Origin of the sequence: Pseudoalteromonas sp. 23_GOM-1509m (assembly GCF_000518425.1) — a bacterium.
GTDB lineage: Bacteria > Pseudomonadota > Gammaproteobacteria > Enterobacterales > Alteromonadaceae > Pseudoalteromonas > Pseudoalteromonas tetraodonis.
In genome coordinates this window covers 392,640-405,783 of sequence record NZ_KI912433.1, presented here as the reverse complement: position 1 = coordinate 405,783, position 13,144 = coordinate 392,640, and the positions used below count along the sequence as shown (strand labels likewise).

General features: G+C 40.2%; 8 protein-coding genes. 5 read left to right on the top strand and 3 right to left on the bottom strand.

All coding sequences use genetic code 11. The annotated features are described in order from the left end of the window. Positions 1–101: 101 nt before the first annotated feature. Both N523_RS0115285 and N523_RS0115280 read right to left on the bottom strand, forming a co-directional pair. Positions 102–2,222, bottom strand: coding sequence for a TonB-dependent siderophore receptor (locus N523_RS0115285; RefSeq protein WP_197019876.1), 2,121 nt, complete (start codon positions 2,220–2,222; stop codon positions 102–104). 202 nt (positions 2,223–2,424) lie between these two features. After that, positions 2,425–3,594 carry a DcaP family trimeric outer membrane transporter gene (locus N523_RS0115280; protein WP_028833940.1) on the bottom strand — a complete coding sequence of 390 codons (1,170 nt, stop codon included), beginning with the start codon at positions 3,592–3,594 and terminating at the stop codon, positions 2,425–2,427. 404 nt (positions 3,595–3,998) lie between these two features. Here N523_RS0115280 and acs point away from each other — a divergent pair, with 404 nt between their 5' ends. From acs to N523_RS0115265, 3 genes are all read left to right on the top strand, one after another. Beyond that, positions 3,999–5,939, top strand: a complete 1,941-nt coding sequence (gene acs / locus N523_RS0115275) for an acetate--CoA ligase (RefSeq protein WP_028833941.1) — start codon at positions 3,999–4,001, stop codon at positions 5,937–5,939. Between the two features lie 92 nt (positions 5,940–6,031). Then, positions 6,032–6,682, top strand: a complete 651-nt coding sequence (locus tag N523_RS0115270) for a response regulator transcription factor (RefSeq protein ID WP_013465659.1) — start codon at positions 6,032–6,034, stop codon at positions 6,680–6,682. A 154-nt stretch (positions 6,683–6,836) separates the two neighbouring features. Beyond that, a complete protein-coding gene (locus N523_RS0115265; protein ID WP_028833942.1) occupies positions 6,837–8,444 on the top strand; it encodes an AbgT family transporter in 1,608 nt (535 codons plus the stop codon). 73 nt (positions 8,445–8,517) lie between these two features. On the opposite strand, the gene purU is transcribed toward N523_RS0115265, so the two are convergent. Next, on the bottom strand, positions 8,518–9,348 hold the full coding sequence (purU, locus tag N523_RS0115260; RefSeq protein ID WP_028833943.1) for a formyltetrahydrofolate deformylase: 831 nt from the start codon (positions 9,346–9,348) through the stop codon (positions 8,518–8,520). Positions 9,349–9,749: 401 nt separating this feature from the next. Here purU and N523_RS0115255 point away from each other — a divergent pair, with 401 nt between their 5' ends. Next, complete coding sequence (locus N523_RS0115255) at positions 9,750–11,417, top strand: methyl-accepting chemotaxis protein (RefSeq protein WP_028833944.1); 1,668 nt, start codon at positions 9,750–9,752, stop codon at positions 11,415–11,417. A 285-nt stretch (positions 11,418–11,702) separates the two neighbouring features. Further along, entirely contained in the window at positions 11,703–13,055 is a 1,353-nt protein-coding gene (locus N523_RS0115250) for a magnesium transporter (RefSeq protein WP_013465655.1), read from the top strand. Positions 13,056–13,144: the final 89 nt, after the last annotated feature.

Here is a 13,144-nt window from a genome sequence, read left to right as displayed (position 1 = left end):
GACCCGAGCTTAAAAAAAGCGCTAACCAATTAGGTTAGCGCTTTTTTATTGCTTGCTATAAATTGACTTAAGCTCTGTTCATGAGAGCCCAGTACTCAGGTTTATAGCTGCCAGTTAACTGACAGTGAGTAGTTACGCGGTGCACCGTAGTAACCTTGAGCCCAATAGAGGCTGTTTATGTATTTTTCATCAGTGCTGTTATTAACATTGAAGGTAACACCGACGTTTTGAGTGATTTCGTAGGTGGCCATTAAATCTAGTAAGCCATAAGCACCTTGTTTTGTAGTAACCAATGCGTTGCCTGCTGGATCTTTTACTTGCACGCGGCTAATAGAGTCTTGCCAGCGGTAATTAGCACCTAAGGTTAAACCATCAATAAATGGCACCTGATAAGTGGCAGCCATTTTTAATTGGTTTTCTGGGGTGTAGTCTTTAACAAGTTCGTCACCATCAATACTTAAATTACTAAAGCTGATACTGGCACTTAAATCATCAGTTAAGCGACCGCTTAGCTCAATTTCGAATCCATCGCTATTGATACCATCTGCAGCATAATAACGCGTATCGCTAGGAAGAGAGTTTGGAAGTGCAACAGCAAGTCCATCTTGCTCGGCATCAAAGTAGGCGAGTGTAACAAATACTTGCTCACCTAAAAGCTGTGCTTTTAGGCCAACCTCAGTACTTTTGCCAATTACAGGAGCTAGTTGTTCAGCATTAATGTCTAACTCTTTTTGTGGTACAAACGTTTCGGTATAGCTAGCATACGCAGATAACGACTCGGTAAAATCGTACACTGTGCCAATATAAGGGATTAATTCTGAGTCATCACGGGTTTGTACTACATCATAAGCAATACCTTTAGTTTCCCAATCGGTATAGCGTACTCCAGCTAAAAGGCTCAATGGTTCAGCTAATTTGATGCGGGTTGATATATAAGCCGACCTTTGTGTGTTTTGTACATCACTGCCATTAGGTCTATCAACCAATGTCGCTTCTGGAATAACACCATCCCAACTTGCTAAATCAGGCATACCTGGAAAACCATTACCTGTAGTGTAGTCATAAAGCGATTGGTCATTAAAGTCCATGTTTGCTTGGCTGATGCCGAATGATAAGTCGTGCTCTAGCGAAAATAGCTCAAACTTACCGCTGGCATATAAATCATACAAATCTTGTGTGTCTTTGTAATCATAACGACTCGCATATCCCGTTAAACCTAAACCAGTTTCTTTATCTGGTGTGCCATACACATAAAACAACTCTGAATTTTGTTCATTTTTTATGTGGGCATAACGCGCTTTAGCGACCCAAGTCGCTGATAAGTTTTGCTCAAGTGTTACATAAACACGTTCAGCGCTATTATCCCAATACGACCAATCTGCAGCTGTGCTAGTTGAGTCATCATAGTTAGTTGCTGAGCCATCAGTGTAATAAAGTGGTAACGCGCCCCATAAAGGACTGTCGGCATCTTTTTGTTCGTTTACGTAGTTAATGCTCAGTAGTGTATCGTCAGTCAGCTTACCCTCATAGGCAAGGTAGGCAACGGTTTTATCGGTTTCGTAACGGTCTAGGTATGACTCTTTATCTTGCTTAGTAAATACAGCACGAACAGCGTGTTCATCGTTAATCGGTGTGGAAACATCAATATCTACACGTTTATTATTCCACGAACCATAAGAAGCGGATGCATGAGCTTGCCTGGTGTAGGTTGGTTTTTTTAGCACCATATTAACAGTAGCCGATGGGTTACCTGCACCGGTCATCATGCCGTTGGCACCACGCACTATTTCAACGCGATCGTAAATTGCCGTATCAAGTGTACCTTGAATTGAACCTGAACTTTGCGGCGTGCCTAAACCATCAATTAAAAAGTTAGTTATTTCAAAACCACGGGCTTTAAAGTAAGTACGATCGGTTTCTATTTGTTCCACTGTTACGCCTGGGGTACTTTCTAATACCGCATTAATATCATCAAGTGAAAAGTCATCCATCAACGCACGTGAGACAACAGAAATTGACTGTGGAGTTTCTTTAATTGTTAAACCTAGCTTAGTCGCTGACTGTGCTTCTTCGGTAATATAATTTTTATGATGTTGCCCATAAACGGCAATTTTTTCTAAAGGTAGGTCGTCTTGCGTGTCGTTAGCAATAGCATGCCCAGATAAAACCAGTGAAGTAAGTAGACTCAGTTTAAATGCAGAGTTTTTATGTTTGTACAGCATCTTGTTTCCCATAAGATAAAATGTGGGTGTAATTTAATCTAAATGAGAGTGATTTGCAATTGCGTTAAGTCGGTATTTTACACATCTTTGATATTTTTTAAATAAAGCGTGTGGTTGTAGTTAACCTGAGCGCTAGTTAAAAACCAAAAAAAGCGGCCGAAGCCGCTCAGGAAGTAAATCAGTACATTAATCAGTAAAGAAATTAAAATGCATATTTAACAGAGAACTGTAAGCGATCCATATCGCCATCTACGCCACTTTCAAGCTCACGTTCTGCATGTTTTAATTCAGCACCAAAGGTTAAGCGTTTAACCGGTGAGTACAGAATATTTGCGCTGTAGCTTTGGCTTGATTCTGTCGGATCACCTGAGAATAAAAGTAAGTCTGTATTGTTATCTGCTGAGAAAAACGAATATAGGAATGTAGAGCGCCATTGGCTGTTCCACTTATGTTGATAAGCAATAAAACCTGATGTTGAATCAATGGCATCTAAATCATCACCGTTGAGTACCGCACCACGTGCTACGTTTAGACCAACATAACGACCTAACCCTTTACCTTGAGTAAGCATAAATTTAAGGTTGTCTTCACCTAGTTTAACCATACCTGATGCACTGACACCAAAAGAAGTTTCATCGGCATCAACACCGCCTACTTTATAAGTTAATTGACGAGCGAGTGCAGCAACTACAAAGTTACCCCAGTCAGCATTATGCGTATAGCGTGCAGTAAAATCAGGTAATGAGGCATCATCTGTCACTGCCATGCCACCACCAGGTGTTGTAATTGTGCTTTCTGGGTTTTCTAAAGAGAAAGACCATGCGCCCGTAGTGTATTTAATTTGAGATTGACGAACAAAGACGGTGCCTTCAGCTGGGCCAACAAAATCAAGCGCTTCTGGTAATGCACCGACGTTTTGAAAGTTTGACCATGTTTGACCAAATAACCAGCCATCATAAGAAATAAAGGCATGGCGAATACGCGGAGAATATGAATTGGACACACGCTCGTTGCCGCCAGGAGCAGAAGCTAAAAAGTCTAACTCAATTTTAGTTTTAACCGTTTTGCCATTATCTAAAAGTGTAGACGTACCAAAGTTAAAGCGAGATTCACGTGCGTGCATATCAAATACAGCGTCTGAGTTATTATCGCTGCCAACGGTTAATGTACTTGGTACATAAAAGTCACGGCCAACACTGGTGCCTGCAGGCGCACCTGCTGAGTAGTCACTCCACATTGCGTCGAGTTTAATGTATCCACCGTAGGTGAATTCGGTATCACCTATTTTTGCAGCTGTTGCGGCATAAGCTGTGCTAGAAAGTGCACAAAGTACAGCTGTAGCTGCCAGTGTTTTAATTGGAGTAAGTTTCATTGTTGCGTCCTTTTATAGGCTACTTGTTGTATGTTTTTTCTAACGTGTGTTACTTATATAGTACTAACAAATTGAATTTACATAGTTTTAATTTAATTTGTAAGTAAATAAGGATTGTTAATAAACAGTCAATACTTTTAAATATTTAAGCTACTGTTGTATATGTACACAATTTACTCAATCAACTATTAGTCTATTAGACTAAGGTTTAATAAATATGAGTTGTTCATATTCTTTGCTTTAATAATGTGTATTTTTATGTATATCAAGTGTAACTAAGGGGATTATAGATAAGATAATAGCTGTTTGAACCTAGATACAACTAATGTCTAATATTTAATAGTGCACCGCTGAGTAATCCTTGATGAAAAGCCTAAGGCAAGTAATATAAATTGGAGACTAATATGTCACAAAGTATCTACCCAGTTCCTGCGCATATTAAAAACGCAGCGCTCGTCGATAATGAAAAATATAATACGATGTATAAACAGTCTGTAGAAGACCCTGAAGGGTTTTGGGCTGAGCACGGTAAGCGTCTTGACTGGTTTACTCCTTATTCAAAAGTAAAAAACACTTCATTTGATAAAGGCCATATTAATATCAAATGGTATGAAGATGGCTACCTTAATGCATCTTACAACTGTATCGACCGCCACTTAAAAACAAAAGCAGATAAAGTAGCGCTTATTTGGGAAGGCGATGATCCTTCGCAAAGTGAAAATATTACCTACCAACAATTACATGACGAAGTCGCTAAATTTGCCAATGGCTTAAAAAAATTGGGTGTAAAAAAAGGTGACCGTGTTGCCATTTATATGCCAATGAGCCCACAAGCTATTTATGCAATGCAAGCTTGTGCCCGTATAGGTGCGATTCATTCTGTTATATTCGGTGGCTTTTCACCATCGGCTATTGCAGATCGCATTAATGATTCAGGCGCTAAGGTGGTGATCACATCAGATGAAGGTCGACGCGCCGGTAACTGTGTACCGCTTAAAGCCAATGTTGATGAAGCGGTGTTACAAGATTCGGTAACTACCGTTGAGCATGTAGTTGTTCATAAACTGACCTCTGGCGATGTTGATTGGCATAGCCATGATATTTGGTGGCATGACTTAGTTGCTGATGAAGCACCCGAGTGTGAGCCTGAGCGCATGAACGCTGAAGACCCGCTATTTATTCTGTATACCTCGGGTTCTACAGGTCAGCCTAAAGGTGTGGTACATACCACTGGTGGTTATTTAGTGTATTCATCAATGACTCATGAATATGTTTTTGACTTACAAGAAGATGATATTTTTTGGTGTAGTGCCGATGTGGGCTGGATCACAGGTCACAGTTATATTGCTTATGGCCCGCTTGTTAATGGGTGTACGCAAGTCGTATTCGAAGGTGTGCCAACTTACCCAACAGCAGGGCGTATGGGTGAAGTTGTTGATAAACATAACGTTACTATTTTATACACGGCACCTACTGCTATTCGTGCGCTTATGGCCAAAGGTGATGAGCCAATTGCCAGTTCAAACCGAGATAGCCTGCGTATTTTAGGCTCAGTAGGTGAGCCAATTAACCCCGAAGCGTGGACGTGGTACTACGAAAAAATTGGTAAATCTAACTGCCCAATCGTTGATACCTGGTGGCAAACTGAAACTGGCGGCATTATGATTGCGCCGCTTCCAGGTGCAACTGATATGAAACCAGGCTCTGCAACTCGTCCATTTTTTGGTATTGCACCGGCGTTATTTGATGCTGAGGGTAATACACTAGAGGGCGCTGTTGAAGGAAACCTAGTTATTTTAGATAGCTGGCCTTCGCAAGCACGAACTGTGTATGGCGATCACGAGCGCTTTGAGCAAACTTATTTTAGTGCTTACCCGGGTGTTTACTTCACCGGTGACGGTTGTCGTCGTGATGAAGACGGAGATTACTGGATCACAGGGCGTGTGGATGATGTGCTTAATGTATCTGGGCATCGTTTAGGTACTGCTGAAATTGAAAGTGCTTTAGTTGCTCATGAAGCTGTGGCTGAAGCTGCAGTTGTCGGTTACCCGCACGATATTAAAGGCCAAGGCATATATGTTTACATTACACCTAACGAGGGTGTAACGGTGAGTGATGAGCTAACAAAAGAGATCCGTAATTGGGTACGTAAAGAGCTGAGCCCTATTGCATCACCCGATATGATCCAATGGTCGCCAGGGTTACCAAAAACTCGCTCAGGCAAAATTATGCGTCGTATTTTACGTAAAATTGCTGCAAATGAGTATCAACAGCTTGGTGATACGTCGACACTCGCCGATCCGTCAGTCGTTGATGAGCTAGTAGAAAATCGATTAAATCGTTAATTTCGCGTTAAAAGCTTGATTAGAAGTTGATTCTAAACGTAGTATATCGGCTGTTGTCTATCGGATAGCAGCCGAATTTTTGGGAGTGAACAATGAGTCAGTTTTTAATAGCGGACGATCATCCGTTATTTCGCGAAGCATTAAAGGGCGCTTTGAGCGCAAAATTTGCAGGTTTAGAGGTTTTTGAATCGGCCGATTTTGATAGCACATTGAAAGTGTTAAGCGAACAAGAAGATCTTGATATATTACTACTAGATTTACACATGCCAGGTAACGGTGACTTGTACGGATTAATCCGTATTCGTGAAGATTATCCGAGTTTACCGATTGCGGTGGTTTCGGGTAGTGAAGATGTAAATATTGTTTCTAAGGTAATGGGTTATGGCGCTATGGGGTTTATTCCCAAATCATCTTCATCGGATGATATTGCTAATGCAATAAACCAAATACTTGAAGGCGACACTTGGCTGCCAACCGAACTAAAAAGTAAGGTAGCTGAAATAGAAGGCGAAGATAGGGAAATTGCCGCACAAGTTGCATCACTTACTCCACAGCAATACCGTGTATTGCAATATTTGCACGAAGGCTTACTTAATAAACAAATAGCTTACGAATTGCATATTTCAGAAGCCACCGTCAAAGCACACATTACTGCCATATTTAGAAAACTCGGTGTTTATAACCGAACTCAAGCTGTTTTAATTGCCGCAAAATTACAACTAGAACCCATAGAGCAAGTTTAAACAGGTTAAATTAGAGGCGAGAGCCTCTTTTTTGCAACTCAAGCATGCGAAACCATTCAGTTACTATGACATAACAAGTCATTCATCTTTATTACATGACCTGCTGGGTAAATAATGCTAGGTTACGGGCATTTTGTAATTAAGAGAGCATGGTATGTCAGACTCAATAGACTCACCAAACACATCCCAAGATGAAAATCAGGTCGCAAAGAACGGCTGGTTTAATCGATTTTTAGCCACTGTAGAATTTTTAGGGAACATGCTTCCCCACCCAATTACGTTATTTGCATTGTTTTGTATTGCCATTATTTTATTTAGTGGTGTTGCCGATTGGTTTGGACTCAGCGCTATTGATCCACGGCCTGAGGGCTCTGCTGGGCGCGATCCAGATGGTGTTATTGAAGTAGTAAGCTTACTCAGTGCAGAAGGCTTACAACGTATTGTAACGGGGCTGGTGACCAACTTTACTAGCTTTGCGCCATTAGGGACTGTATTAGTTGCGCTATTAGGTGTGAGTGTAGCTGAGCATTCAGGGCTATTGTCTGCCGCTATGCGTGGCATGGTAATGGGGGCATCAAAACGCTTAGTGACCTTTATGGTGGTGTTTGCCGCTATATTATCAAATACAGCTTCTGAGCTTGGCTATGTGGTATTGATTCCGCTAGCGGCAATGATATTTCATAGCTTAGGTCGTCATCCGCTTGCCGGTCTTGCTGCGGCATTTGCTGGGGTATCTGGTGGTTACAGTGCTAATTTATTATTGGGTACTATCGATCCGTTACTAGCCGGTATTACCACGCCAGCTGCACAAATGATTGACCCAACTTACCAAGTAGGCGCAGAAGCAAACTGGTATTTCATGATGATATCGGTATTTTTAATTGCCATATTAGGCACGCTAGTTACTGAGAAAATTGTAGAGCCGCGATTAGGCAAATATAACCCAGACGAAGCCAGTGAAGATTTAGCTCAAAACAACATTGCCGGTTTAACTGACAAAGAAAAGTCGGGCTTAAAATGGGCTGGATTCTCATTACTTGTTGTTTCATTACTACTCGCGTGGACGGTTGTACCCGCAGACGGTATTTTACGTAACCCAGAAACAGGCCTAGTTGCTCACTCGCCGTTTTTAAAAGGGATTGTGGTTTTTATTTTTGTCACCTTTGGTATTCCAGGTTTTGTGTATGGCCGCGTTGTTGGCACCATGAAAAATGATAAAGACGTGATTAACGCCATGAGCAAAAGTATGAGCTCTATGGGAATGTACATTGTATTAGTATTTTTTGCTGCGCAGTTTGTGGCATTTTTTAAGTGGACTAACTTAGGTACTATTTTAGCCATTAATGGCGCTGCATTATTACAGGCACTTAGCCTAACGGGGCCGGAAGTATTTGTGCTGTTTATTTTAATGTGTGCTTTAGTGAACTTAACGCTAGGCTCATCGTCAGCGCAGTGGGCAGTAACAGCCCCTATTTTTGTTCCTATGCTGATGCTTATAGGTTATGCCCCGGAGACAATTCAAGCAGCTTATCGTATTGGTGATTCGGTAACTAACTTAATTACCCCGATGATGAGTTACTTTGGCTTGATCCTCGCGGTTGCCACTAAATACAAAAAAGACATGGGAATAGGTACTTTGGTAGCGACTATGTTGCCATATAGTATTATTTTCTTTGTTGGTTGGGTGGTGCTGTTTTACTTATGGGTATTTGTTTTAGGTATGCCAGTAGGTCCTGGGGCACCAACGTATTACACACCCTAACTAAGTAAGGTTTAATATTTACTTATAAAAAATGCCAGCTTATTAGCTGGCATTTTTATTTAAAAAGTAAAAATTATGAAAATACGACGGTTTTATTGCCATTAATAAATAGCTTATGTTCTGATGCTAGTTGCAATGCTTTACAAAACACTGTTTTTTCCACATCTTTACCCATTTTAGCCATCATTTCAGCCGTATTAGCATGGGTTACACTCGATACGTCTTGTAAAATAATAGGGCCTTCATCTAGCTCATTATTTACAAAGTGAGCCGTGGCACCAATAATTTTTACACCGCGCTCAAACGCCTGATGATACGGTTTAGCACCAATAAAAGCCGGTAAAAATGAGTGATGAATATTGATGATTTTACCCTCAAATCGACCAACAAACTCAGGGCTTAAAATACGCATGTATTTAGCTAACCCAATAATGTCAGGGTTATAGCTGGCAATTAAGTCACCGACTTTTTCGTCGTGCTCATTGCGCGTAAGTCCTTCATGAGAAACCACATGAAAAGGAATATCAAATCCCTTAACCAAAGGCTCTAATGTAGGATAATTGGCAATCACGGCAAGTATCTCTATGTTTAGGGTTTGTTCAAATTGCTTTAACAACATGCCGCCTAAACAGTGGGCTTCTTTTGTGGCTAATAATACTACTTTGGTTTTTTCTTCACCGTGTAGCGCCACTTTTGCACCTGCGGGTAATACTTCACGTAGCTGTGCTAAAAACTCAGTGTGGAGTTCGCCAGTGAGTTCAGTGCGCATAAAAAAGCGCTGTGCATCTTTATCTACAAACTCGTTATTACGAATAATGTTTAAGTTATGTCGGTGACACAGTCCGGTAATTTTGGCGATTAAGCCAATATCATCGGCGCATTGGGTGGTTAGTATGTAACTCATTTTCCTCATTCTTACCCAGTAGTTAGTTGCTTCATTATTTGCGTTTTAACTCAGAAAGCAAGACCTTTGTGTGATGCCCAATATTTAATTTCATTAAAGCTAAAATAGCGTTAGTCAGGTTAATTTAGCTTTAAGGAAGTTTAACAAGCTGTGTACTGGCTATGTGAAAGGCTAAATTGATTTTAGTTCTTTATTACTGCTTATATACTATGGTCTAGTTATAAAGTGTTTTTTAGTGTGTTTTACTATTGCAAGAGTGTATTAAATTGCTAAACGATCTCGTTTGTGCTTAATTTGTATACAGGTATGCGTTGTATAGTAATGCAAACAATGAAATTTTTTAGCTAACGGGCTACAAAATAAAAAGAGCTTGATGGCTTGTAATGTTAATTGGAGAAATAATGGGTAATTTAAGCTTAAAAAACAAATTGCTACTGTTGGCTGTTTTACCATTAATTGTATTGCTAATCAGTTTTATGGCGGGCTCATATTATTTAGAGAAGCAAAATCAGCAGCAATACTTTAATGAATTCAAAACCAAACTAATAGCAGATAAACAAACGCTGCTAAAAACAGAAATTGAAATTGGTTCTCAAATAGTGCAATACCAATTAGCACAAGGTAATGAACAAGACGCAAAAAATGCGTTAAGAGATTTAAAATTTGGCGAAGATGGCTATTATTTTATTTACGATACCGATGGCGTGAGTGTTTTTCATGCATTGTTAGGCGATGCAATTGAAGGGCAAAATAAAATAGGCATGACCGACCCAAACGGTAAAAAAATAGTGGTTGGCTTACTAGAGCAAGCTCGTAAAGGGGGTGGGTCTTTTACCTATCACTTTCAAAAACCTAACACGACGGGTTTAATTGAAAAAATAGGGTATGCAGCCATGATCCCAGGTACTAACTGGATGATTGGTACGGGTACTTATATGGATGACATTGAGGCTGAACTAGTTAAATACCAAGCAACCATGGCTGAGCATTTAACTGAAAAAATGACCACCTTATTTTTAATATCACTTCTGCTACTTGGTTTAGCAGCAGTGGGTGCTTTATATGCAGCGAGTAATATGGTTAAACCAATACATCGAATGGTACAAAGTTTAGATGACATAGCCAAAGGTGAAGGTGATTTAACCAGAAGATTAGTGATTGACACCCATGATGAAATTGGTCAACTAGGTGAATCGTTTAATCTGTTTGTTAGTAAGCTGCATAGTATTATTTCCGGTGTGGTCGATGTGACGAGCGATGTTAAAACGGCCTCATCAGATATCAATACGCAAACCTTATTAATTGAAGATAAATTATTGAAACATAACCATGAAACTGAATTAGTAGTCACCGCTATTACTGAAATGTCAGCAACCTCGCATGAAGTGGCACAAAACACCACACAAGTTGCGGTATCAACGCAGGCAGCAACAAAAGAAGTGGCCAATGCGCAAGATTGTGTGGATGTTTCACTCAGTGAAGTTTCAAATTTAATGGGTGAAATTAACCAAGCCGCTGAGCAAGTAAACTCGTTAAGTGAACAGTCTAAAAAGATTAATAGCGTGTTGAGTGTCATTGGGGGTATTGCTGAGCAAACGAACTTATTGGCATTAAACGCCGCTATTGAGGCTGCACGAGCGGGTGAGCAAGGTCGTGGTTTTGCCGTTGTAGCTGATGAAGTAAGAAGCTTAGCAAGCCGCACTCAAGATAGCACATTAGAAATTAATGAAATGCTTAGCGAATTACATAACTTAGTCACTGCGGCTGTAGGAGCCATGCAAGCGAGTCAACAAAGCTGTAACCGCTCTGTAGAGTCTTCACGCGCTATATCTGAAAGTTTAGGTGCGGTTACTACATCGGTAACAACAATTAACGATATGAGTACACAAATTGCCACCGCAGCTACTGAGCAAAGTAGCGTTACAGAAGAGATAAACCGTAACGTGTATGCAATTCAAGAAATTGTGAATGAATTAACGCAATCGAGTAAAACGACCTCTTCGGTAAGTCAGCACTTAGCGGGACGAGGTCAAAACTTAGGTGATTTAGTTGGTCAGTTTAAAATATAAATAACACTTAGCTATTAATTGCTTTTGGAAGCCGTGACTTATTTAGTTACGGCTTTTTTTTGCTTTATTTTTAGCTAAAGCGCAATAGTTTATAGCCTGCTACATCCATAAATATTTAACAGCACAGCGATTTTTTAATATTTTTATTAGCGACTAATGTACACTATAAGGGTCTGTTGACCTTTTTGGATTGAAACATGTTCAACCTCGAAAGATAAACAGACCCTAGCTAATCTTACTTATTACAGTAAATTTATAGTGAAACGACTATTTTAGGGTTTTTAAATGATAGAGTATCCGGTTGATCAGTTACCACAACTCATAAATGACTTATTGCAGTGTGATACCACTGAGCGCAAAAATAAATTACTTATAGATGCTCAGCAAACTTTATCAACTGAGCACTTATCTTTATTGTTTGAGGCGATCCCTAAAGAGCAGCGTCTTGAAATTTGGCATTTATTAGATGAAGACACGCAGCACGAAATTTTTGTTAATTTAAGTGAAGATAGCTGTTTATGGTTACTACAAACACTAGATGACAGTGCCGGATTTAAATTATTAGACGAAGTAAATGTTGAAGAGCTACTTGAGTTAGAAGAAGTTATTCCACAACGTTTTATTGATTACGCTAAAAAACAACTCGATGAAGCACAAACTAAGCAATACGAACTGGCTCAGCAATATACGCCAGAGCAATTAGGTCACTGGATTGGGTTTGATTTTTTAAAGGTGTCAGACAAACTCACTGCGGGTGGTGCTAAAAAGCTGCTACACAAAGGCTTACCGCAATACAGCGAAGTTATTTATTTGGTGAGCCGTAAAGGTAGCTTAATCGGTGAAGTTGCGGTTAATGATCTGATAAAAGCGCATGATAACGAGAGTTTAATGACGTTAGCTAATCATGACTTTACCTCATTGCACGCAGACCATGATTTATATGAAGCCGCTGAAGTGGTTATTCATAGCGAGAAAATGGCCATGCCAGTGGTTAATGCCGATAACAAATTAATAGGGCGTTTAACCATTGCATCAGCTTATGAATTACGTCAAGAAATAGCCGACGAAGCCACAGCAAAGGCCGGTGGTTTACGAGAAGACGAAGACTTATTTGCCAGTGTTCGTAAAAGCGCTAAAAACCGTGGTATTTGGTTAGGTATCAACTTAGCAACGGCATTTTTAGCCTCGTGGTTTATCGGTTTGTTTGGCGCAACCATAGAGCAAGTGGTTGCTTTAGCCGTCTTAATGCCCGTTGTTGCTTCAATGGGCGGTATTGCCGGTAGCCAAACCTTAACGGTTATTGTACGAGGACTGGCTCTGGGTCAGGTTACTGACTCAAACCGAAACGCATTACTTAAAAAAGAGTTGCGAGTAGGGGCGGTAAATGGCTTGGTGTGGGCATTAGTGATTGGTTTGCTAACCTTTGTATGGTTTAACGATATTATGCTCAGTATAACCATTACTGTGGCAATATTACTTAACTTAGTGGCAGCATCGTTGGCGGGCGTAGTGATCCCCTCTATTTTAGATAAAATGAAAATTGACCCTGCGTTGTCGGGTTCAGTGATTTTAACCACAGTCACTGATATTGTCGGCTTTGTGACCTTTTTAGGGTTAGGTAGTTTATTGTTACTTTAATTTAATTGGCCGTTATTTAACTAAACGCCACCTCCATGAAGTGGCGTTTAATATAGATATAGCGTCATGAAAAGGCCTTTAATTTAAAC